21 protein-coding genes are annotated in these 23,416 nt (G+C 40.5%); 10 read left to right on the plus strand and 11 right to left on the minus strand.

What is annotated here, in order from left to right; translation table 11 throughout:
• Window positions 1-111 precede the first annotated feature (111 nt).
• Window positions 112-393, plus strand: a complete 282-nt coding sequence (locus IQ244_RS18065) for a hypothetical protein (RefSeq protein ID WP_193896527.1) — start codon at window positions 112-114, stop codon at window positions 391-393.
• 8 nt (window positions 394-401) lie between these two features.
• Here the strand turns inward: IQ244_RS18065 and lspA are convergent, their stop codons facing one another.
• The 3 genes from lspA to cruF form a co-directional block, all read right to left on the minus strand.
• Window positions 402-875, minus strand: a complete 474-nt coding sequence (gene lspA / locus IQ244_RS18070) for a signal peptidase II (RefSeq protein WP_193896529.1) — start codon at window positions 873-875, stop codon at window positions 402-404.
• 86 nt (window positions 876-961) lie between these two features.
• The gene (locus IQ244_RS18075; protein ID WP_193896597.1) at window positions 962-1,516 is read right to left on the minus strand and encodes a biotin transporter BioY; all 555 of its coding nucleotides are present in this window, start codon (window positions 1,514-1,516) and stop codon (window positions 962-964) included.
• Between the two features lie 283 nt (window positions 1,517-1,799).
• Complete coding sequence (gene cruF / locus IQ244_RS18080) at window positions 1,800-2,708, minus strand: gamma-carotene 1'-hydroxylase CruF (RefSeq protein ID WP_193896531.1); 909 nt, start codon at window positions 2,706-2,708, stop codon at window positions 1,800-1,802.
• A gap of 334 nt (window positions 2,709-3,042) precedes the next feature.
• On the opposite strand from cruF, the gene IQ244_RS18085 reads away from it, so the two are divergent.
• Entirely contained in the window at window positions 3,043-3,489 is a 447-nt protein-coding gene (locus IQ244_RS18085; protein ID WP_193896533.1) for a hypothetical protein, read from the plus strand.
• A gap of 110 nt (window positions 3,490-3,599) precedes the next feature.
• Here the strand turns inward: IQ244_RS18085 and rpmA are convergent, their stop codons facing one another.
• From rpmA to IQ244_RS18100, 3 genes are all read right to left on the minus strand, one after another.
• Window positions 3,600-3,881, minus strand: a complete 282-nt coding sequence (gene rpmA / locus IQ244_RS18090; RefSeq protein ID WP_193896535.1) for a 50S ribosomal protein L27 — start codon at window positions 3,879-3,881, stop codon at window positions 3,600-3,602.
• A gap of 26 nt (window positions 3,882-3,907) precedes the next feature.
• Window positions 3,908-4,306: a 50S ribosomal protein L21 gene (gene rplU, locus IQ244_RS18095; protein WP_193896537.1), complete on the minus strand. Its 399-nt coding sequence runs from the start codon at window positions 4,304-4,306 to the stop codon at window positions 3,908-3,910.
• A 354-nt stretch (window positions 4,307-4,660) separates the two neighbouring features.
• Complete coding sequence (locus tag IQ244_RS18100; RefSeq protein ID WP_193896539.1) at window positions 4,661-6,088, minus strand: ABC transporter substrate-binding protein; 1,428 nt, start codon at window positions 6,086-6,088, stop codon at window positions 4,661-4,663.
• 98 nt (window positions 6,089-6,186) lie between these two features.
• Here IQ244_RS18100 and IQ244_RS18105 point away from each other — a divergent pair, with 98 nt between their 5' ends.
• Window positions 6,187-6,945 (plus strand): YebC/PmpR family DNA-binding transcriptional regulator, encoded by a 759-nt coding sequence (locus IQ244_RS18105; protein WP_193896541.1) that lies wholly within the window; start codon window positions 6,187-6,189, stop codon window positions 6,943-6,945.
• 135 nt (window positions 6,946-7,080) lie between these two features.
• On the opposite strand, the gene IQ244_RS18110 is transcribed toward IQ244_RS18105, so the two are convergent.
• The 3 genes from IQ244_RS18110 to IQ244_RS18120 all read right to left on the minus strand — a co-directional run bounded on the left by IQ244_RS18110 (window position 7,081) and on the right by IQ244_RS18120 (window position 11,109).
• Window positions 7,081-8,274, minus strand: coding sequence for a catalase (locus tag IQ244_RS18110; RefSeq protein WP_193896543.1), 1,194 nt, complete (start codon window positions 8,272-8,274; stop codon window positions 7,081-7,083).
• A 112-nt stretch (window positions 8,275-8,386) separates the two neighbouring features.
• Window positions 8,387-10,024 (minus strand): peroxidase family protein, encoded by a 1,638-nt coding sequence (locus IQ244_RS18115; protein WP_193896545.1) that lies wholly within the window; start codon window positions 10,022-10,024, stop codon window positions 8,387-8,389.
• Window positions 10,025-10,098: 74 nt separating this feature from the next.
• Window positions 10,099-11,109: a DUF2235 domain-containing protein gene (locus tag IQ244_RS18120; RefSeq protein ID WP_193896547.1), complete on the minus strand. Its 1,011-nt coding sequence runs from the start codon at window positions 11,107-11,109 to the stop codon at window positions 10,099-10,101.
• 370 nt (window positions 11,110-11,479) lie between these two features.
• Here IQ244_RS18120 and IQ244_RS18125 point away from each other — a divergent pair, with 370 nt between their 5' ends.
• From IQ244_RS18125 to IQ244_RS18145, 5 genes are all read left to right on the plus strand, one after another.
• Window positions 11,480-12,748 (plus strand): FAD-dependent hydroxylase, encoded by a 1,269-nt coding sequence (locus IQ244_RS18125; RefSeq protein ID WP_193896549.1) that lies wholly within the window; start codon window positions 11,480-11,482, stop codon window positions 12,746-12,748.
• A gap of 460 nt (window positions 12,749-13,208) precedes the next feature.
• The gene (locus tag IQ244_RS18130; RefSeq protein ID WP_193896551.1) at window positions 13,209-13,676 is read left to right on the plus strand and encodes a MarR family winged helix-turn-helix transcriptional regulator; all 468 of its coding nucleotides are present in this window, start codon (window positions 13,209-13,211) and stop codon (window positions 13,674-13,676) included.
• Window positions 13,677-13,817: 141 nt separating this feature from the next.
• Window positions 13,818-15,278, plus strand: a complete 1,461-nt coding sequence (locus IQ244_RS18135) for an HlyD family secretion protein (protein ID WP_193896553.1) — start codon at window positions 13,818-13,820, stop codon at window positions 15,276-15,278.
• A 56-nt stretch (window positions 15,279-15,334) separates the two neighbouring features.
• Complete coding sequence (locus IQ244_RS18140) at window positions 15,335-16,597, plus strand: MFS transporter (RefSeq protein ID WP_193896555.1); 1,263 nt, start codon at window positions 15,335-15,337, stop codon at window positions 16,595-16,597.
• A 211-nt stretch (window positions 16,598-16,808) separates the two neighbouring features.
• The gene (locus IQ244_RS18145) at window positions 16,809-18,377 is read left to right on the plus strand and encodes a DHA2 family efflux MFS transporter permease subunit (protein ID WP_193896557.1); all 1,569 of its coding nucleotides are present in this window, start codon (window positions 16,809-16,811) and stop codon (window positions 18,375-18,377) included.
• A gap of 146 nt (window positions 18,378-18,523) precedes the next feature.
• Here IQ244_RS18145 and IQ244_RS18150 read toward each other — a convergent pair whose 3' ends face one another.
• A complete protein-coding gene (locus IQ244_RS18150) occupies window positions 18,524-19,177 on the minus strand; it encodes a tetratricopeptide repeat protein (RefSeq protein WP_193896560.1) in 654 nt (217 codons plus the stop codon).
• Between the two features lie 178 nt (window positions 19,178-19,355).
• Here IQ244_RS18150 and IQ244_RS18155 point away from each other — a divergent pair, with 178 nt between their 5' ends.
• The gene (locus tag IQ244_RS18155) at window positions 19,356-19,829 is read left to right on the plus strand and encodes a hypothetical protein (protein ID WP_193896599.1); all 474 of its coding nucleotides are present in this window, start codon (window positions 19,356-19,358) and stop codon (window positions 19,827-19,829) included.
• A 174-nt stretch (window positions 19,830-20,003) separates the two neighbouring features.
• Here IQ244_RS18155 and IQ244_RS18160 read toward each other — a convergent pair whose 3' ends face one another.
• Window positions 20,004-20,336, minus strand: coding sequence for a hypothetical protein (locus IQ244_RS18160; RefSeq protein WP_193896562.1), 333 nt, complete (start codon window positions 20,334-20,336; stop codon window positions 20,004-20,006).
• A gap of 94 nt (window positions 20,337-20,430) precedes the next feature.
• On the opposite strand from IQ244_RS18160, the gene IQ244_RS18165 reads away from it, so the two are divergent.
• On the plus strand, window positions 20,431-23,289 hold the full coding sequence (locus tag IQ244_RS18165; protein ID WP_228058996.1) for a pentapeptide repeat-containing protein: 2,859 nt from the start codon (window positions 20,431-20,433) through the stop codon (window positions 23,287-23,289).
• Window positions 23,290-23,416 lie beyond the last annotated feature (127 nt).

Here is a 23,416-nt window from a genome sequence, read left to right on the forward strand (position 1 = left end):
CCTTCGGGTTCGCAGTCGCTCATGGGGGAAACCCCCAAGACCGCGCTGTCTCACCTTCTGCCTTCTGCCATAGCTCCCAAATTAACTGATATCAAGTCTGGAACTATCAATATGCTTTCCGACGTTTATTATCTATTGCGTGTAAAAGCTGATGGTCGTTATCTGACAGCGCGTCCCAACGCTGAAGAATCAGGTTATGTGTTGCTGTTTCGAGAAAACTTTGATGCTTTAAGCTATCTCAATACTCATGCAGCAGAAGTCGCAAATCGCTTTGCTGTAGAATCTCTACCAGGAAGCCAACTCAGTAGCTTGCTCAAACGCTGGGGTTTTATCGGTGTAGCTATTGTAACTGACCCTTTATTACCACAAGTAGAGTTTTTACAGCATAGTTGAACGCTTCTTTACCTTCTGTGGTTGGTCGTTGGGGTTTTTTGAAACGAAGCTATGAGCAAACAAACAATACCAATACTGATAAATGAATCGGCAATATTAAATACAGCAAAATTAATTAAGCGAAAATCCAAAAAATCTACTACATAACCTAAAACAAAGCGATCGATGCCATTACCCATCGCCCCGCCTAAAATTAACCCGTAACCCAACTGATCCCAACGACTTAGCATTGAGCCAAATATACCCCATGCTATCAACACTAAACTAACTCCCAAGGATAGCCAGCGTAACCACTCTACCTTGCCACTGAGTAAGCTAAAAGCTGCACCTGTATTAGTCACATAAGTAAAATGAAATACCCCTTGTATTAGTGGTAATGTTTCCCCTAATTTAAAGGTTTGCACTACCCAATATTTAGTCAGTTGATCTAAAAAAAAAGCGATAAAAGCAGCAATCCAAAACAGGCGATTTTGTAAAGTCATGGTAGGTTAGTCAGTTGGTCAAGAGTCGATAGTCAAAAGTCAAGAGTCAGTCTATTGACAATGGACTATTGACAAGGGACTAATAACTAATAAAACATTAAATGACGTAATAAATAAGCTATTGAGGTAACAGCACAGACTACAGCCAATTGTCCTGGGACTGAAACCCAAGAATATTTCAGGATTGCTTGGATTAAGGACAAATTTTCTGTACCTTGCCACTGAAGAAAATAACTAATAGTCAAATAAGTAATACCGCAGAAATGAATGGTTAACAAGCCACAAATACAACTAAATGCCAAAGATTCTAGTTTTGGTCTGGCTTGAAAAGCTAAAAAGCCACAAATCCATGCTCCTGGAATAAAGCCTAATAAATAGCCAAACTGAGACAGCTTAACATAACCAAGCCCTCCACCTTCAGAGAATACAGGTAGTAAGGTTAACCCCATCACCAAGTAGGCAATTTGCGAAAGCGCACCAGCATTTCGCCCTCCCAAACAACCGACAAGTAACACTGCACCAATTTGAAAGGTGACACCTAAAGAAAAAGTTTGAATTCCATGTTGAGTCCAACTCCAAGGCAAGGTGATACTATATGCTTCCAGAAATGTGCCACCCATTGTCAGGAGTAAGCCAATCATAGACCATAATAATTGAACAGTTCCCACAATATCTGTACTTTCAGCTATTAATCTCTTTAATATGCTCTATATATGCTCAAAAACGTAATTTTCAAATTTTAAGTAGACGAACTGGGAATATTTTTATCCTCAATAACTCTGCTTAATCAGATTCAGATAGCCGACTTCTTCAAGAAATCGGCTATCTTTTTGTTCACGAATAATTTATGACTTCCGGTAAATAATTGGGGATTGGGTACTAACAAAATTTTCCCCATAATCCCTTGCTTGCTTTAAGTGTGTACTACTTCAAAGCAACTTTGACACTGGCTACAGACACTTCTTGAGTTGCAGGCTCAATGGTAACTTGAGTAGTTGTTGCTGATGCTTTCCACCACAAGGTAATAGCAGGAGTCACGCCTAAGACTAAACCGAGTAATACGGGAATAGAGAATCCCGCAGCCAGACTCATAACTGTAGCAAAAGCAAAGTTGCTTAAATAGACTACTAAAGGTAAATTGAGTTGCGATCGCTCAAATTTGATTGGCTGGTTTTTCCACAATAAAGCTGCTACTGTCATGAAGACTGCGCCAGTACCTAACCAACCGGCAAAGTTTTGATAAGGCATTCCAAAGAAAGCACCTGGTTGTTGCCAATACCAAAAGGGTAAGGTCGTTTGACTCATTGCTGGGTCAAGTACAAAATCCCAGGAGGTCAGCAGCAAAGAACCCAAGCTAATCGCGCCAATATGTCGCCACAAGCTCGGTTTTGTATCTACTTCTAAACCTGCACGGGCTAACAAGTAAGATACACAGCCTAAATAAAACCAAGATAAGGGAATTGTAAACGGAACTAAACCAGCAATTTTATAACCTAAGCCACTTAAATAGTGGTAGTGACCAAAAGGAAAGCCTGTGCTGGTTCCTAAGAGTTCACTGGTTAAAGAAATTAATACAGCAGGCAGCAGAAATGCCACAGCACGACCCACACCTAATGTCCGCGAGGCATACAACAATACGGCTGCTGCACCCAAAATCATATAAACTACACCGCCACCAGCCATACTCCACTGCATGGCAGTTTGCCCAAATTCAGACAAGTTTAAAATGAGTTCGGCATTGGGTACAACCAATAATATCCCTACTAACCCAAACACCATTGACACAATATGACCGATGAGGCTTACGCGCTCAGCGACAACAAGTTGTTTCATGACAATTCCTTAATCCCGATGTGATACTTTGCTACTCTGCTGCTAACAGTTTACAAATGTTTACGAAAATATTTAACTAGTTTGTACCGTAATTGTTTGTAAATTTATAGAATTCGCCTAACAGCCTATTGATTACGTCTTGTAAAAATAGGATGATAGACATATAGTCTAAGCCATTCTCGTCATAATATACTCAATTGGAGTTTGCTTTCTTGTAGGTGGCGATCGCCTTGACTCCCACCAGCATCAAGACTCCTACAAGTAAGCTTAAGTCTTTGGTAATTGAAAATTTTTTTAAAAAAATCACTTTACTTATTCATGGTAAAACCAACCCATGTCAATTTTCAAAAGACTTCCTTGGATATCCTTATTACTAGTACTGGTTAGTTATACTACCCTAGGTTGGGTGTTATCTGAATCACGTATGCCCTGGCCTCTGTGGATAGTAGTGATACTTGGTGTATTAATTTTGTTAGCAAGTTTAGCTGTTCCCTTTTTAGCAATGGCTAATTATTCTAGTGTATTTTTTGAGTCAAGTACTAGAACTTTCTTGATTGCCGTGTGTGGGGCATTTTTGTTTTTCTTGATGGTTGCTTGGTTTCGACTCTTTCTCGATACGTTATTAATTATTTCTGCGGCTATATTAGCAAAAATTGATTTTCACACAGCAGGATTTCAAGGAAGGTCAGCTTTCTTAATTACATCCTTATTTTCATTAACAGGTATAGCTTGCGGCGCATTTCTCCACGAAGAGTTATCAATACATACATCTCTGTGGTAAGTAGAAACGCAAGACCTTAAGCTTTGATAAATAGTAAAAATGAGGGGGGAATTTACCAACCCTCATTTTTTTGGCGAAAATTCTGGGCAATAAATCAAATTCCCAGATTTCTAGCTGGCTACTGCTTCAGTCGCCACAACAACTGGATAAATGCTGACTTTTTTGCGAGATTTACCCTTTCGCTCAAAGGTAACAACACCATCAATTAAGGCAAACAAAGTGTCATCGTTGCCGATACCAACATTGTTACCAGGGTGGAATTTAGTACCGCGTTGACGTACAAGGATATTTCCCGCCCGCACAACTTGACCACCAAAACGCTTCACACCCAGACGTTGGGCATTAGAATCACGACCGTTGCGTGTACTACCTGTTCCTTTCTTATGAGCCATAATTTCCTTTTATGTTTATTTTTCTATTATTCAGCAGTGGTTTCCGCTGGGGAATTCTCAGCTTCTAGAGCTTCGGCTGTTGCTGCTTCAGACGCTGCAAATACCTGACCATTAAGAGTGATGGAATTAATTAATAATCTGGTAATTTCTTGGCGATGACCCCGTTTTTTGCGGGTTTTCTTCTTCGGCTTCATTTTGTATACCAGGACTTTGCGACCTCTAAAATGTCGTAATACTGTCCCTTCTACCGTTGCCCCAGCTACTAGAGGCTGTCCAATGCTGATTCCATCTTCATGCTGTACTAGTAGTACGGAATTTATTGTAACTTTTTCGTCTGGTTGGGCGGTCAGCAGTTCAATGTCGTAAAAACGACCAGGCTCAACTCTTATTTGTTTGCCGCCAGTCTCAATAATTGCGTAGGTCATAAAATTGTCCTTAGAGTTGCCGTACAGGTAGCTAACTATAATCTTTTGTAGAAAAGGCGATATACCTGAGCTTGATGAATCGCTGTGGTTAGCTTTTGTGATGTGTCTACCTGATCCGAGCAGGAATAAGACAGACAATCTAAAATTGTATTTTATTAACTATACAGAAGTCAATATATAGCTAGAAGTAAAACTCTGAGTCGTAAATTGAGTAAATTTGCAGATTATTTTTTTAAATTTGCGTAATGTTGGCAAATTCGACTGAAGTTAATAATGACACAGAACAGCACCAACGAATCTGAGCAGTAGATGTCACTGCTCAGATTTTTCCCTTGTTTATGGCTATGTTTGGCTTTATTTGAAGATTAAATCTAACCGCTGCTGACTAGCTTGCAGTGCCTCAGTTGGCGAAAGTTTACCTAATAAGACAGCTTCAACTGCCCGTCCGATACCATCAGAAATGCGATTGTAACCAGGAAAAATGGGACGACTGCGGCCATACTGGGCTTGTTCTAAAAATATTTTTACTTGTGGTATTTTGTTGACAAATTCCTGATATTTTGTACTTTGGCGAGATTTTAAGTTAATCGGTAAATAACCAGTTCCTAGGGCTAATTCTGTTTGAAAATCAGCACTCATAGCATATTCTGCAAACTTAAATGTCGCGTTTTGACGTTCTGGTGTGGTTTTAAATAAGAACAGATTTTCACCACCAATATTAGTCGACTGTTTTTGGTCAGCAGGGAGGGGAAAAACACCAAAATCAACCTGAGTATCTTGAAATTGTCCTAAATTCCAAGGGCCGTTAATTTGCATAGCGACTTTTCCAGATAACAAGGGGTCTGTTTCATAGCCTCGTTCTGGGCTAGATAACATTGTGGAACCGTCTGTAATTAAATTACGCCAAAATTGTAAAGCTGCGATCGCTCCTGGATTTTCGGTTAATCTCACACCTGCGGGATTTTGGGCATCACTACTCACCAATTCACCGCCACTACTCCACATAAATGGCAGCCAAGTGAAAACAGTAAATTCACCTTTACCTAAAGGCAAAAACATTCCATACTGGTCTATCTGCCCATCATTATTCATATCGAGTGTTAGTTGTTTGGCAACTTGGCGAAATTCTGCCCAGCTTCGGGGAATTTTCGTAATTCCTGCGGCTTTAAATAAACTCGGACGGTAAAAAATGCCGAGGTTATTTGTAGCAAAGGGAACTGACCATAATTGGCCTTTGTATTCCATTGACGCATACAAAGTTGGGTCAATTTCGTTTTTGACTGGGGAGTTTGCCAGCATCTCATCTACAGGAATCAACGCCCCCAGTTCTACTAGTTGCCCGGCAATAGTTGGGTTGTACCACAATAAATCTGGCGGTGCATTGCCAACAACAGCAGCCAAAATTTTTGGTGTTTGCTGATCTTGTTGCCCAATGTACAAAGACTCTACCTGAATATCTGTATGGGTTTGGTTAAATTTATCTACCAGCTTTTGCAATACATCTCGATTTGGTGGTGGATTCACACCATGCCATAAAGTTAGATGAATGACCTTATCTGCGTCGACTCTAGAACGCAGAGTTTGGCATCCACTGACAGCAACTATACCTATCAGCAGTAACAAAAGTAATTGCTGTGGATATTGGGGTAATTTCTGTTTGATTCGCCTAAATTTGCGTCTGTTAAGCAAAAACCGCCCAAATAATCCCTTGAGAAGATGAATCACTAACCTGATAGGGAATAGCAACTCATGAAGAATGAAAGCTAAATTTTGATACTTCATACTAGCCTGCGGCAAGCCGCTGCGCGTCTACACACTTCACACTTCACACTTTCCTTGTATATCCTAATCTTTGGAGAGAACATAAATAGTTTCAAATTATGGCAGGTCATAGTAAATGGGCTAATATTAAGCGCCAAAAAGCTGTAGTAGATGCCAAAAGGGGAAAAACTTTTACTCAGTTATCGCGGGCAATTATTGTGGCGGCGCGAAACGGTGTACCAGATCCAACCGGGAATTTCCAACTACGCACAGCGATTGACAAGGCAAAAGCTGCGGGTATCCCCAATGACAATATTGAACGAGCGATCGCTAAAGGTGCAGGTACATTTAACGGCGATAATCATAGTCTGGAAGAAATTCGCTATGAAGGTTACGGCCCTTGTGGTGTCGCTATTTTAATTGAAGCCCTCACCGATAATCGCAATCGTACGGCGGCTGATTTACGGGTGGCTTTTAGTAAAAATGGTGGAAATTTGGGTGAGACTGGTTGCGTTAGCTGGATGTTTGACCAAAAAGGTGTGTGTGTTGTGCAAGGTGTGGTTAATGAAGACCAGCTTTTAGAAGCATCTTTAGAAGGTGGTGCTGAGTCTTATGAAATGACGGAAGAGGAGACGGCCGAGGTAGTGACGCAGGTTGCTAATTTAGAAATTCTCAACCAAACCCTCAAAGACAAGGGTTTTAAAGTCACTGATGCCGAATTGCGCTGGATTCCCAGTAATAATGTAGAAGTGACAGACGCAGATCAGGCGCGATCGCTGCTAAAGTTAATCGATACTCTAGAAAGCTTAGATGATGTGCAGAATGTCACATCTAATTTTGATATGTCAGAACAGTTATTGGCTGTCAGTATTGTTTAAGGACATAGCTTTAGTCACATAGATTCAGACATTCTAAAAAAGTGAATGCCAGAAACAGTAATGTTTTTAACTTCTGTTTCCAGCTTTCTGCTATGTATACAAATTTAGCCGAATCCGAATAGTCATGAGACTGACTTAATATTTTGTCTCAACAGTTGGTTCTTGATATTTGACTCCTCGTTTACTATGACGAGACTGAGCAACAATGGAATACACAGTGTAGCGCAATCGATTAATCGCACCGACAGGACGATGTACTGCTAAACCATTCCCTGGAGAAAAACTGAGATTTTCCCCAAAGTCACTTTCTAAGGGAGAATCAACTTTTTGATGCTTCACTGTCAGACGGCCAATTGTCAAGAAAGGTGATTCTGCTTCATTCCAAGGAATCGTGGAATCATCAACCGACATCTCTGGTTTAGTTTGAAATTGGATTTGAAAGTCCCAAGTGTATTCAGCATCAGGCTTGGCTAAAGCTTGAATAATATCTTCTCGATAGTAGTTATCCTCTGCACCTGAAGCTTTGATACGCTGAAGTTCAGTTTCTGGTCTGGACTCTAGAGGAAGTGGTTGATAGGGTGCTTGACTAGAAACTGGAGTAAACCCATATTTAATTACAGCCGGATATTCCACCGGAACTCGACCTGGTTGAGATGGGTCAAAATTTGGTTTGAGTCCCACTGCATAGGCCGAAGCACTCCAATAGCGTTCGGTGAGTAAACTTTTAGGAAAACGTTTGAAACTAGTTTGTAGAAGATTCGATTCGTAGGGATGTAACTTGAGCCATAACAGCACCAACAACTTAAAAAGCGGAAATAAACCTGCTCGATAAATCGCCAAAAAAAAGCTGTAGAAGTCTTTAATAGTTCTGACAAAAAAGAGTTCTGTATTGTGGACAATAATATCGTGGGTTTTTAACTCATGACTTTGTGGTAATCTTTCTCCTTCTACCCCAAGGATTTTCACCGCCATAGAGCGTGTATCACCTTCATAATCATTTTTGACGGAGAATGCACCACTAGCAAATCGTAACCAAACAGGATATTGTTTTGCTTTGGCAAATAAACCTTGTTTCAGGGAAATTCCTTGAATTTGAGCTTCAGTTAAGGAAGTGCGTTGACGCAATTCTTGTTTAATTGCGGCTTCATCAAAGTCAAAAATTTCTAAAGTACCTTGAACAGCAGCGTGAGTTTTAGAGTGAGTATCTCGCTTGGCAATTTTTTGCTTCTCACCTCCGTAAAGATTATCCATGTTCTTTCTGACTAGCTCACTCATGAGAGCGCAATATTTTGCTTCGTCTTGTTCTGGATATTCTGTAAATAGGTTCATTGTTCAACAGATAGATAGAATAATTGTGGTGAGATATTTTTTAACCTTTATATCCCCAACTTCTCAAAGAAGTTGAGGATATTTTTGTCCTGATCAATCAAACTCAAATCAGCTATTCCTTGTGCAAATCAAAAGTAACTTTATACTTTTTGCCTGATGACGGAACGTTGCGATTAACTAAGTCTGAGACGGTATTTGTAGTTTGATATATTTCCCAGCCTATAGGCGAAAGAGTATCTTTGTTAAAGATTTTAGGTGATAACAAAGGATTAGTTAGTGCCTGAGAAAAAGCATCAATCCCAATTAAACGTGCTACTAAAGGAGGGATGGTTGAATTTTGGCGCACATCTTCAGAGTAGAGTCCAACAAAAAACTCAATATTATCAACATGACCATAGAATTCTTTAAGTTTCTGTTGAGTAAATTCATCACCAGTAATTTGATCAAAGCTGGTAACTCTGGGGAAACCACACAATTCTCGATAATCGTTATATCCAGCTAATTGCAGTTCTCGTCCTAATCTAATGGAAGGTAATTCAGCTAATTCAACTAATATATCAGGCGTGTTGAATAAACCAATTCTTGTTCCTGGTTGAGAACAAGTTTCCTCCATTAATGCTCCCAAGCCTTGGTCAATTAAGATTTTATTATTCCAGAGAGTTGTAGCAACATGAGTGGGTTTACCGTTACAGGTAAACGTTTCAGGAATCGCACTATGCCAGCGATAAACAAAGTCAAATTCAATTGACATATGATTGGTACGATACCAACTTTCCTTTGTAAAAGCTTCAGGATCAGCAAATAGTTTAAAGTGATAAGGAGTGATGTGATTAATGTACTCTTCCATAATGATTTTGAGAATAATTGCCATGAGAATATTTCTCGAAGTTTGGAAGAGGCGTTCATCATCCCAATCGGGGTAATTACTGGCTAATACATCACATAAACGATTATGTTCCCGCAGACAGAGAGTATTGAGCATGACATAGCCAATCTGCACATTGGCGCGTTCTACCCCCATTGCAAACAGATATTGTTTTTTATCTGCTGGCTGTCTTTTTTCATCGTTAATAGGTTCATAAAGACCGACAAATTGCGGGTCAACTATCCCCTGGGCTGGATCAGCATAATAAAATAGAGGATATTCTTCTTCTACACCATCTTGGCGTTTGAGTTTTTGAGTTTTGAATTTACCACCTTCGAAGCTGCGTAAAAGATGTGTTTGTTTTCGGGTTAAACCATAAACATTACACAAATCAATTTCATGATTGGATGTATTTTTTAATTTATTAGTGTGGTCGAGACGCAGAAAACTATCAGTAAACCACTGCACCCAATAGGGAAACAGCATTGTTGATTTGCTAGAGTAAATTGTTTTCCCGTCTCTTTTGTGGAATAAAATCGCTAGGTCTTCAACCTTTGGTAGATTATTTGGGTCGTTTAATTTGGGATTAGGTGGTAAATGTCGTCCGGTATAAGTGCGATCGTTGAGTGAGTCCCAGGAAGTATAAGTATCAGTTTTCTTCTCCTTATCGGTATCAGGAATATGCTTATCTAGTGTCATCATACTGTAGGGATTAGGACGAGTAGGAATTTTGTAGATGAGACTATTGAGCAATGCTTTGTTAACTTTACGTTTGATAGATTCGTTGCTTTGAAGTAATTGCCAAAGCCCTTTAAAATTAGTTAAAACTAATGTTTGAATTTTGTTGTTTAAACCGTCTTTAGATGTGTCTCTTTGACCAGCCATAATGATTACCTATGTATTGCTTGAACTTGAATTTGGTATTTTGAGCGATCGCCAAAAAATTTCCTAATCTGGAATTAATCCAATAATTTGGAAATAATGCTTTTTAAATTTTTGGGTCTGTAGTCCTTGCGACCTTTGAGGCGGTTGATTGCACTGTCATGAATATCTTCAATAGCATCACCAACCTCACGCAGCTTGATTCCTGCTAATTTAAAGAACCCAGGATCGTTCTTAAATTCACATTCATAATTGGGGTTGATACCTGTGGGAATTACACTTGTATCGAAGTCCAGTCCTAATCCTAAATCACCGACAGAATCAATCATCCACTGTAAGGCTGCATCAGATAATCCGCTGTGTTCTTCAGTTCCACCACCAACGCAACCATGCTCACCAGGAAACCACTTTTGAATTACTCGTTGATGTGTCGCTTCAGGATGAGCTTTCATTGGGGTTACATCAAAGATTTCTCGGATTTCATCGATCGCCATTGCGTGGATCGCATTCTGAATATCTTTGTTTAAAGTAGTGTCATGGAATCGGTAGCGTTGATTAAGTTGGTCGTGAAACTTTTTGAAGACAGCTAACCCAGGAATCCCCAGCGCTCCTACGGTGTCAAAACAACCAATTAAGGTGATAGGAACTCTTTCTCCGTATGTGTTGCGATAGTTTACGGCTTCTTTGTCTTTAGGCTTGACATTACGGTTACGATAAAGCTCGTAAGCTTCGTGTGCTTTGGTGATATGCGGTCGGTCTAGCAAACCTGAACAATAGATCATTCCTGCTAGACTTCTGACTGTATAAGCACCACGACTAAAACCAAATAAATAAATTTCATCACCAGGAACATAGTTAAGAACCAAAAATCGATAGCCATCTTCAATATTTCTATCGATTCCTAATCCAGTAGCTCCTCCCAAAACCTTTTGACTCTCAGAGCCAATTCCTTCATCATAGAAAACAATCTGGGGAACTCCATCTTGAGCAATTGGTTTCACCGATTGAGCCAGCTTCACCACATTGCTTGGATACGGACTAGCTAACTGTTGCCAAGTTCCATCACAACAAATAACAAGACGTTTCATTGTTCTGTTTTAAAGTTTGAGAGTAGTTTGAATGAGCAGAACAAAAAATGTCACAATTTTGCTCATATTTATAAGCCAAATCAAGACTATTTTTTAGGCATAAGAATTATGTTTTTTTATTATTTAAATAGCCATACGTTAGACTACAAATACTTACTTAATCCAGCAAGTATTTGTACAATAAGTTTACTTTTTGGCTATTTTAAAGGACAGTTAAGACATTTAAGACATTTAAGCCAATGCAAATAGTTAAAAAAGTTAATAAAAGACTTCAGTATGTTGATGGAATTGGAAACTTCGCTGATTAACTTGCTCTATCAGGGGCGATCGCGTAAGAATAATATTTAAGATGGCTTAACTTCTCTTAACAATGGCGCTAACCCAACCTACTCAAACTCTTTCTCCTCAGCAACCCGCAGCAGACAAACGGGGATACGACTATGATTTGGTAATTGTCGGCGGTGGAATTGTTGGGTTAACCCTAGCCGCTGCTTTAAAAGACTCTGGCTTAAATATTCTGCTAATTGAAGCCAAGGTAACATCAGCATCCGTGGCAAAAGGCCAAGCTTACGCAGTCCATTTGCTTTCGGCGCTGATTTACCAAGGTATTGGAGTTTGGGATAAAATCTTACCCCAAATTGCCAAATACCGCCATGTGCGGCTTTCGGATGCTGATTATCCTGATGTGGTGGAATTTGCAACGGCTGATCTGGCTAAAGATACACCAGAGTTAGGTTACGTTGCTGAACACCAAGCTTTGTTACAGCCGTTGCAGGAATTTGTCCAGAAATGCCCAAATGTGAATTATCTGTGTCCGGCGGAAGTTGTTAACACGCAACATCAGCAAGATATCGTGGCAATTGAGATCAAAATTTCTGAACAGATATATACAGTCCGCAGTAAGTTATTAGTGGCGGCGGATGGATCGCGATCGCCTATTCGCCAAGCAGCTGGCATCAAAACTCATGGTTGGAAATATTGGCAATCTTGTATAGTTGCTTTTGTCAAACCGGAGAAATCCCACAACGATACAGCTTACGAAAGATTTTGGCCTAGCGGCCCGTTTGCGATTTTACCTTTACCGGGGAACCGTTGCCGCATTGTCTGGACAGCACCCCATGAAGAAGCCAAAGCCTTGTGTGCTTTGGATGATGATCAATTTTTGGCAGAATTAAGCCGCCGTTACGGTGATCAGATGGGCAAATTGGAATTATTAGGCGATCGCTTCGTCTTCCCCGTCCAACTCATGCAAAGCGATCGCTATGTCCTCCCCCGTTTGGCGTTAATTGGTGATGCAGCCCACAACTGTCATCCCGTCGGCGGACAAGGTTTAAATCTCGGTATTCGGGATGCAGCCGCCCTCGCCCAAGTTATCCAAACAGCCCACGCCAAAGGCGAAGATATCGGTAAAATTCGAGTTCTCAAACGCTATGAACGCTGGCGGAAACTGGAAAACTTGACAATTTTGGGTTTCACCGATTTATTAGACCGGATGTTTTCTAACCGAATCTTACCCTTAGTTGTGTTGCGGCGTTTGGGTTTATGGTTAATGCAGCGGGTTCCCGTATTAAAGGTATTTGCCCTCAAGTTAATGATTGGCTTAAAGGGGCGGACTCCGCAATTAGCACAACGGTTTTAGAAATTCAATACCAGATTTTGTCGGTGCGATCAGGTTGGGAATAGTAGATGCAATATTCATTAGCCAACAATGCAAATGACCCAAAATCACAACTCCAAGCCAAACCCTCTCACCAACTCTAATTCCCCCTCCTCGCAGGCCTACCGTGTACACACAAGTTAAAAACTTTCGTGTTCAACCACATCCCGCCTAGAACTAAAGTTCCAGGCTCATAGCTAAAGTCCACAAAGCGTGGACTGGAAGAGATTTCTGCTTCAGTCATCTTTAGATGACTTGCGCTGACTCGGAATTCATTCCGAGACGGGACAGATGCAACTACACGAATATTTCTGTGTACACCGTAGGCCAGCGAGGCGCGATCGCCAATACTTTACCAATTTCTTGCTAAATGTATCACCTGCTTGCCAAGATGAATAATTATAGTTATACTAAATATTACGTACGCTAAGTAATTTCTATAATGGTTGTCAAACCTGATAATTCTACCGCATTAGAGTCGTGGCAGCAAGTTTTAGCACCTTACAATTTAGGGTATCGAATCAAGCTGCTTTCACAACTGCTTACCCGCAAGTTTACTGAGAAACTAGAACCTTTTGGACTAACGCCATTTCATTGGTTGGTATTGTGCTGTTTGTGGCAAGAAGATGGTTTACCCACATCCAGTATTGGCGAGAAGTTGCAACAGGTGGGTGGGACTTTAACAGGCGTACTAGACCGGATGGAAGAACGCGGCTTAGTCCGTCGAGAACGGGATGTACATGATCGCCGTATTTGGCGCATCTGGTTGACGGATGCGGGTAAGGAATTGGAAAAAGTTTTACCGCCACTGGCCGCAGAATTACGGGATGAAGCTATGGGTGGAATTTCCGCTACTGATCGTGAGTTCTTTTCGCAACTCCTAAATAAAGCAATTGCTAACCTATCTTAAGGCTGGATGACAATCGCCCATTCGGGTGAAGCCATGTATAAATTCTTTTAATAAAATATTTAGCATACTAAATAAAAGAGTAGAAGTAGCTTGCAACTAAATAGTACGTGTTCTAATTATTAAGCAAGGAAGAGGGGAATTATGACGACAACTACTTTCAACGGACGCAACAAAGAGAAAACAGCTGTTGTCGAAACAGAAATGATTACGGATACCGAGACTTTAGAAACAGCGATCGCCACGCCAGAAGCACCGGAAACTGATGTACAGCCAGAGGTAGAGAAAAAAGACAAATCGCGTAGTAAAAAGCGATTGCCTTTAATTTTGGCGGGGTTGGGTGTAGGTGCGATCGCCGCAGGTACATTTGGTTATAACTATTGGCAGTTTGCTTCCACCCACGAAGAAACAGATAACGCTACGGTGACAGGACACGTTCACCAAGTTAGTAGCAAAATTCCCGGAACAGTTGCCCAAGTTTTAGTTAACGATAACCAAGAAGTGCAAACGGGACAATTATTAGTCAAACTTGACCCCCGCGACTATCAAAGTAAAGTGCAGCAAGCCACCGCCGCTTTAGAAAATGCCCGCAGCCAAGCCCAAGCTGCCGCCGCCAATATTGCTTTAAGTTCTGAAACCACCAGTGGGAAGACAACCCAAGCCCAAGGCGATGTTAGTAATGCCATAGCGGCAATTTCTACCGCCCAAGCAGCAGTACAAGAAGCCCAAGCCGGGATTCCCGCTGCCCAAGCAGCAGTACAAGAAGCCCAAGCCGGAATTCCCGCCGCCCAAGCCCAGGTAGCCCAAGTCAACGCTAACTTGCAAAAAGCGGAAACAGATTACAACCGTTACAACAGCTTATATCAAGAAGGGGCGATCGCACGTCAACAGTTAGATGCAGCTAAAGCAGCTTATGACGTGGCTTTAGCGCAGAAAAATGCGGCTGTCCAAGGAGTGCAACAAGCCCAAGCTAGGTTAGCCTCAGCCAGAGTTGGAGTAGCCAAAGCCCAATCTCAACTAGCACAAGCCCAAGAAGGTGTCACCAGCGCCCAAGCCAAACTTGCAGCATCGAGAGGTGGATTGCAACAAGCAACAGCTGGCGGTCAAGATACTAGCGTCAAACGGGGTCAATATGAAGCGGCTAAAGCGGCGATCGCCCAAGCCGAAGCATCATTAAAAGATGCCCAATTGCAGTTATCCTACACCAACGTTACGGCTCCCAGTGGCGGACGAGTTGGTAAAAAAACCGTGGAAGTTGGTAACAGAATCCAAGCGGGATCACCTTTAATGGCGATCGTCGATAACGAAAATTGGGTAGTAGCCAACTTCAAAGAAACCCAGTTAGAAAGGATGAAAGCAGGACAACCAGTAGAAGTGAAACTAGATGCTTTTCCCCATCACATCTTTAGCGGAAGAGTTGACAGTGTTTCGCCAGCTTCCGGCGCGCAATTTGCCTTGTTACCGCCAGATAACGCTACAGGTAACTTTACTAAAGTGGTACAACGTATCCCCGTCAAAATAGTTTTAGACCAAAAGAGTATTCAAGGTTACGACTCACGGATTACACCGGGGATGTCTGCGGAAGTTACTGTTGAAGTTAAATGAAGTCTGAAATATAGAATTTTATATTTTAGCCTCCTGTCTCCTGCCTTTCTTAACCAATGACAATATTTAAACAGTTGCAACTACCTGCCTTCAGGTCAAAAAACTATCGTTTGTTTTTTGCCGGACAAGGCATTTCTCTAATTGGCACATGGATGACTCAACTAGCTACAGTTTGGCTAGTGTATGACTTAACTAATTCACCATTAATGCTAGGAGTTGTCGGATTTGCTAGTCAAATTCCCAGCTTTTTTCTCGCTCCCTTTGGGGGCGTGTTTGTCGATCGCTTTTCGCGGTATCGTACCTTAATTGGTACACAAATCATGGCGATGATCCAGTCATTAGCATTAGCAACCCTGACACTAACAGGAGTAATTCAGGTTTGGCACATCATCGTATTAAGCTTATTACAAGGATTCATTAACGCCTTAGATGCACCAGCACGCCAAGCATTTGTCCCCGAACTAGTAGAACGCAAAGACGATTTAGCCAATGCGATCGCTCTCAATTCAACTATGATTAATGGTGCGCGACTCATTGGCCCCGCTGTGGGAGGATTGCTAATTGCCAGAATTGGTGTTGCTTACTGTTTTTTAATCGATGGTTTGAGTTACATTGCTGTGCTTGCAGGGTTACTAGCGATGACAGTTAAACCGTGGAGAATTCCAGTTAATCCAGGGAATCCCTTACAAAGAGTTAAAGAGGGATTTATTTATGCTTTTAGCTTTCCCCCGATTCGGGCAATTCTTTTACTATCAACTTTAGTTAGTTTAATGGGGTTGCAAAATACAATTCTGGTGCCAGTTTTTGCCGAAACAATCCTTAAAGGTGATGCTGAAACTTTAGGCTTTTTAATGGCTGCATCAGGTGTGGGGGCATTATCAGGCGGGATATATTTGGCTACACGCAAAACCATTTTAGGAATTGGGAAATTAATTGCGATCGCGCCAGCAATATTAGGATGTGGTTTGATCGCCTTTGCCTTTTCTCGATTTTTACCATTATCTTTGTTCACAATGCTATTTGTTGGCTTAGGAACGATTTTACAAATTGCGGCTAGTAATACATTTTTGCAAACTATTGTTGAAGAAGATAAACGCGGCAGATTGATGAGCTTATACACCATGTCATTTTTAGGCATGATACCCATAGGCAATTTAATCGGCGGCGGAATTGCAGATATAATTGGCGCTCCTAATACATTAATCATTGATGGGATAGCGTGTATTATTGGTTCTATATTTTTTAGTCGGCAACTCCCTACTTTACAAAAAATGGTAGTACCGATTTATCAACAAAAAGGTATTTTAACTAGTAAGTAGATTTATCAATCAAGCTTCAATTACTAACTGTGTTGACGTTGAAAAGTTATTTCACGCAGAGGCGCGGAGGCGCAGAGAGATTTAAGAGAATATCGGTAAATATCCCTCTTCTGTAACCTCTAACCTGTAACCTGTACCCTCTAACCTACTATCAATGGTAAATTTTTAATATTCTCCCAATCCTATTCACACCTCAAACTGGAGCAAAACTATGGCTAATGTTTCTGCTGTAGCACCAGAACGCATACCTCTAAGAACTTGGATTGGTGTATTAGCTAGTATGCTTGGTGCCTTTATGGCAGTTTTGGATATCCAAATCACTAACGCTTCATTGCAAGAAATTCAAGCATCTTTAGGCGCAACTTTAGAAGAAGGTTCGTGGATTTCTACTGCTTATCTGGTAGCAGAAATTGTGGTCATTCCCTTAACTGGATGGTTATCGCGGGTTTTTTCACTTAGACTTTATTTATTAGTTAATACAGTATTATTTATTTTCTTTTCTATTTGCTGCGCTTGGGCATGGGATTTAAATTCCATGATTGTTTTTCGGGCTTTGCAAGGTTTTACAGGCGGAGTTTTAATTCCTTCATCGCTAACAGTAGTTTTAACAACATTACCACCAGCCAAGCAATCAATCGGATTAGCTGCATTTGCGATTACAGCAGTTTTTGCACCATCAATTGGCCCAACTTTAGGTGGTTGGTTAACAGAAAATTATAGTTGGGAATATAGCTTTTATATTAATGTATTTCCTGGGGCATTAATGCTGGCTGGTGTATGGTATGGAATTAAGCAAGTTCAACCTCAAGTACAGTTATTAAAACAGGGCGATTGGTGGGGAATTATTTCAATGGCTATTGGCTTAGGTTCCCTACAGGTAGTGTTAGAAGAAGGTAGCCGCAAAGATTGGTTTGGTTCACCATTGATTGTCCGGTTAAGTATTATTGCCGCAATTTTTTTGACTCTATTCTTCTTTATTGAATTAACTCGTAAGCAACCATTTATTAATTTAAGTTTATTACGTTATCGCAACTTTGCTTTAGCTAGTGTCGTTAATGTCTCCCTGGGGATAGGATTATATGGCTCGATTTATATTTTGCCTTTGTATCTGGCTCAAATTCAACAATACAATGCTTTGCAAATTGGTGAAGTGTTAATTTGGGCTGGGATTCCACAATTATTTATTATTCCTTTTATTCCCAAATTAATGCAACGCATTGATGTGCGGTTTATGGTGGCATTAGGAGTAACTTTGTTTGCGATTAGTGCATTTATGAATGCTGGTTTGACTAATCAAACAGGGTTAGATCAATTGCGCTGGTCACAACTAGTTCGAGCGATGGGACAACCATTAATTATGGTTCCGTTGACATCAATTGCAACTGCGGGTTTGAACCCAAAAGATGCAGGTTCAGCTAGTGGTTTATTTAATATGATGCGAAATATGGGTGGTTCCCTAGGAATTGCTATATTAGCAACCTTATTAACTAATAGAGAGCAATTTCACTCGAATAGATTGGGGGATGCCGTATCTTTATATAACCCAGAAACGCAACAGCGAATTGACCAGATGACACAATATTTTATTAGCCGCGGTGCAGATTTAACTACAGCCCAAAATCAGGCGATCGCATCTATTTCTAATGTCGTCCGCCGCGAAGCATTTGTCATGGCTTTTAATGATTGTTTCTATTTTATTGGTCTAGCTTTATTAGTCAGTGGTATTGCTATTTTGTTCATTAAAAAAGTGAAAGCAACTGGCGGTGCAGTTGCCCATTAGATTTTGCCTAGGGAAGTCATAGGCTTTAACCGCGAGAAATCTGTCTAAATTTTATTGTAATCCTAATGGAAAAACACCAAGGATATTTTAACTTCTTGGTGTTCAAAAATAGCAAACTTAATAAATTATGAGTTCTATATTCTGCGTCAAGAAACACTAGGATCATCGGCTGCTTTAATCTGTTTTAGCATTTGTTGAATTTGGTAAACCTTATCATTTCTACTTTGGGTTTTGAAAATATTTAAAGCTTTTTCTAGAGAAGCAACTGCCTCATCTTTTTTATTAAGCTGCCATAGCGCCTGTCCTAAATTCGTCATTGCTTCGCCATAATTAGCATTTATTTCTAAAGCTTTACGATATTGGCTAATAGCATCATCCCAGCGGTCTTGAGTTGCATAAACAACACCTAGTGCATTGTAAGCCAAAGCATATTTTGGCTTGAGGCGAATAGCTTCTTGATATGATGTAATTGCTGGTTCTGGTTGTTTTTGGCGGAGAAGTATATTACCTAGTTGAAAGTAGGCAAAAGCATCTTCTGGATATTTTTTAGTTAATCTACGTAAGATTTTTTCTGCACCTGTTAAATCTCCTTGATTATATAAAGCATTTGCTTGTAGTACTAGCTGCGATCGCTCTGAATTATTGTCGTCTTGAAACTGTGCTAGTTTAACTGGTTGTTTTGTGGTAATCTGTGCATTTCCCTGTAATGCCACTTTTGGGGGAACTGCTAACACTAATGGTGATCCACCAATTGCAGCTACTAAACTTAGGATCATGCTACTAATAGGTAGAATCTTCATTACCTTCAACTCCTCAATAATGTCCTGATCCCTATCATAAATTGAAGATGGGTTATCTAACGTTTCTTAGTTAAGTCTAAAGTCTGAAATTAATCAACATATAATGAGTTTTTTGATTAGCGATCGCGCTGCAACTTTGGGAATACTGAAATTTAGAGTATACAAGGTTGTAGTATATATGGCAGAAAATCGTATCAGTGCCAACTTAACCACCGCAGATAGAGATGCAGTTATGCAAGCGATCGCTACTATCAAAGAAAAGTTACCCTTTTTAATTGATTTAACCACAGAAGACCGCCGCACGATAGTCAAAATGGGCGATAAAAGCCGCGCCTTTGTCAGCAAAGCTTTAGAAGTCGCCACACAAAACCCCAACTTTTTACCCCGTTCTTTTGATATCGAAGAAATGCGGCGGGACTTAGCACTGTATGAAGCGTTGTATCCCGTCTTGTTGTCTTTAACACAACTGCAAGAACTGGTGGATGATACTTGTATGGCATCTGGTAGTGAAGCATACACAGCAGCATTAGCAGTTTATAACTATGCCAAGGCTAGTGGTGATGTCGCTGGTTTAGATAGCGTAATTGATGAAATGGGACGCAGGTTTACCCGCCGTACTAAGAAAAAGAAAACCGAAGTTGTCGCGGGGTAAGAATTAGGATAGGCGATCGCACCAATAATTAGTATAGGGACACAAAAATTTTGTGTCCCTATTTTGTATTTTTCTTAGAGGATGTTTGGAAAGTCCAAAATCATAATCAAACCCCTCTCCAAACCTCTCCCCTGCAAGGAGAGAGGCTTCAAAAGGTCAATTTCTCGTCGGTAATTAAGGATATTTAAGCCCCTCTCCGCGTCGGAGCGAAAAGTTTGCGCGTCCGGGTTTCCCGGCGCAAAACTTTTCAAGGCAGAGGGGTTGGGGTGAGGTCAAAAAAGACTTGTAGAACTCACGTTTTGAACCTTTGAGGCTGACGATTGAACCTTTGAGGCTGAAACTTGAACCTTTGAGGCTGACAGTTGAGCCTTTGAGCCTGAAACTTGAGCCTTTGATGCTGAAACTTGAGCCTTTGAGCCTGACAATTGAACCTTTGATGCTGAAAGTTGAACCTCTGAGGCTGACAATTGAGCCTTTGATGCTGACAGTTGAGCCTTTTACAGACAAATTATTAATTTTTAAACTGGATTTTGGAAATTTTAGGATAAAACACTGCTTAATTAGTTGTTAAAGCAGTATTTTTTACCTAATTGCCATGAGTATGAGCAGTGAATCTGGAACATCAATCAGTAAGCCTGTTCAATTTTGGAGAAAACCACCAAATTTAGATGTTAGAGAACTGTTCAAATCTCTCAGCAAAGCCGCTATAGACGGAGTTTTAGGAAATTGGCAAGAGGTAGCCAAAGATGCAGTAGAAGCATCAGCCGCAATTGGGTGGGCGCAAACACCAGAAGAAATAGGCTGGTTGCTGGTTTACCGTGCTTTGATTCAAGCAATGCTCAGTTTGGTAGAAGAGAACCGAACTTTTCTCTTTGAAACACCAAATCAAAGTGACCTGGAATTATTGTATGGTCATCTCAACAAATCTTTAGAAAGTCAAGAGTTACGCATTGACCAAGATTTTTTTAACAATCCCAAAGATTTGCCAATTCTTGCCACAATTAACAGTGCTTTTGGTAATTGGTTGCAATATTTTAGCCTAACTACAGTTCAAGCTCAAACAATAAGCGATCGCCTACCTACTTATTTTATCTTTGCTCTACATCAAGAGTGGGCAGAATATCCAGATAAATATGCTTGTTTAAAGGCAGAGGTAGATACTCCCTTTACGCAAGCCAATGAACAAGAACGCTCATGGTTACGTTATGCAGCTTGGCTACAAAAACAAGTAGTGGAGCCAATTTTTGATGAAACCTTTGGCTTAGAAAAAGTCTATATCCCCTTGCGGGCTTATTATAAAGTCCAGATTAAACCTCAAAAAGACAGTTATTCTTATCGTCAAAGTCAAGAATCAGAAAAATTTGAGGAAGTTGTAGTTAATTTAAAAGAAGAATTAGAAGCTTGGTTAACAAAAGCTGCGTCTCAAGATGCTATCCGGGTAATTAGTGGTGGCCCTGGTAGTGGTAAATCTTCCTTTGCCAAAATGTTTGCTGCTGAACAAGCTGCAAAGTCAGAAATTCAAGTTTTATTTATTCCCTTACACCGTTTTGAAGTTGAAGATAACTTAGTTAATGCTGTGAGTGAGTTTGTGCAAGCCAATGGATTCTTGCAGCATAACCCCCTAGAAGATAATGATAAATCACGTTTACTAATTATCTTTGATGGCTTAGATGAACTCGCCATGCAGGGTAAGCTGGGTGCAGAAGTAGCCAAACAATTTATTCAGAAAGTAGAAAGAAAACTAGATAATTCTAATCAGCACGAAACTCGCTTACAAGTTTTAATTACTGGACGTGAGTTAGTAGTGCAAGCCAACACAAATCATTTTGATAAATCTCCCCAAGAGATATTACATATCCTGCCTTACTTCGTAACTGAATATGAAAGGTCTAATTACAAAGACGAGAACAAATTGCTTGAAGTAGATCAACGGCAGTTTTGGTGGCAAAAGTATGCCCAGGCTAAAGATAAGCAATATAATGGTTTACCCGCAGCTTTAGACCAAGGCAAATTAATAGAAATTACTGCTCAACCTTTATTAAATTATTTAGTGGCTTTGAGTTATGACCGTGGAGAAGTAGAATTTTCTGAAAATAGCAACTTAAATACTATTTATGCAGACTTACTCAAAGCTGTTTATGAACGCCGTTGGGGTGATAAACAAAAACATCCAATTGCTCAAGAGTTTAGTATCACAGATGATGAAGAATTTGCCCTGATTTTAGAAGAAATCGCGTTAGCTTGCTGGCATGGTGATGGTAGAACCACAACAGTAAGCAAGATTGAAAAGAAATGCGGCACTAATAGTCATATCAATCAACTATTTAAGGAATATCAGCAAGCAGCAGAAGCGGGTGTCACACGTCTGTTAACAGCATTTTATTTCCGTCAGAGTGGAGTTCAAGAACAGGAAAAAACCTTTGAATTCACTCACAAAAGTTTTGGTGAATATCTCACAGCAAGGCGCATAGTGCGTGAACTGATTTGCATACATGAACAGTTAGAAGAACGTCAAAAAGACAGATATCATCGTAAAGGATGGGATGAAACTGAGGCTTTAAAAAACTGGGCAATTCTTTGCGGCACATCCACAATTGATCAGTATTTGTTTGATTTCATTTGCGATGAAATCCGTTTACAAAATCCCGCAGATGTTGAAACCTGGCAACAAAGCTTATGTCATTTAGTTGGTTTTATGCTGCGTCACGGAATGCCAATGGAACTTTTGCCGGAAATCAAAAGTTTTCATCAAGCTAATCAACAAGCGCGTAACGCCGAAGAAGCTTTGTTAGTTGTCTTAAATGCTTGCGCCAGAGTTACGCAAAAGATTTCTCAGATTGAATGGCCTGATCTGGAAACTTCTGAAACATCTGAAGAATCAAAAGCCTCTAATGTTTTTGGGGCTTGGATTTCTCGTTTACATGGGCAAAGAGTTAGTTGGAGTGCTGATGTATTGTGCTTAGATTGTCTAAGTTTTTTAGATTTACAAAACTGTATTTTAACTACTAAAGACTTTTTTACAGCGAATCTTCAACGGGCGAATCTTGAAGCTGCGAGGCTTGGATGGGCGGATCTTCAAGCTGCGAATCTTGAACGGGCGAATCTTGAACGGGCGAATCTTGAACGGGCGAATCTTCAAGGGGCGAATCTTCAACGGGCGAATCTTCAAGGGGCGAATCTTGAACGGGCGAATCTTGAACGGGCAATTCTTGAAGGGGCGAATCTTGAACGGGCAATTCTTGAAGGGGCGAATCTTCGAGGGGCGAATCTTCGAGGGGCAATTCTTGAAGGGGCAATTCTTGAAAGGGCGAATCTTCAAGGGGCAATTCTTGAAGGGGCAATTCTTGAATGGCCGAAACTTTTACCAGCAAATTTTGAGGATGAAAAGATCATTGACTTTGATGATGAAGACGTAGAAGACATCACAGACTTTGATGATGATTCAAACTCTAATGAATAATTTGCGTCAGTCTATCTCACACCATAAGAAACGGCTGAACTAAAAGCAATGGCAGAATTAGACGTAATTTTTAGCTACCTTAATGCAGCGTAGCGCAGCGATCGCATCATCAGATAGGGCAATTTCT

This window comes from Nostoc sp. LEGE 06077 (assembly GCF_015207705.1).
GTDB lineage: Bacteria > Cyanobacteriota > Cyanobacteriia > Cyanobacteriales > Nostocaceae > Nostoc_B.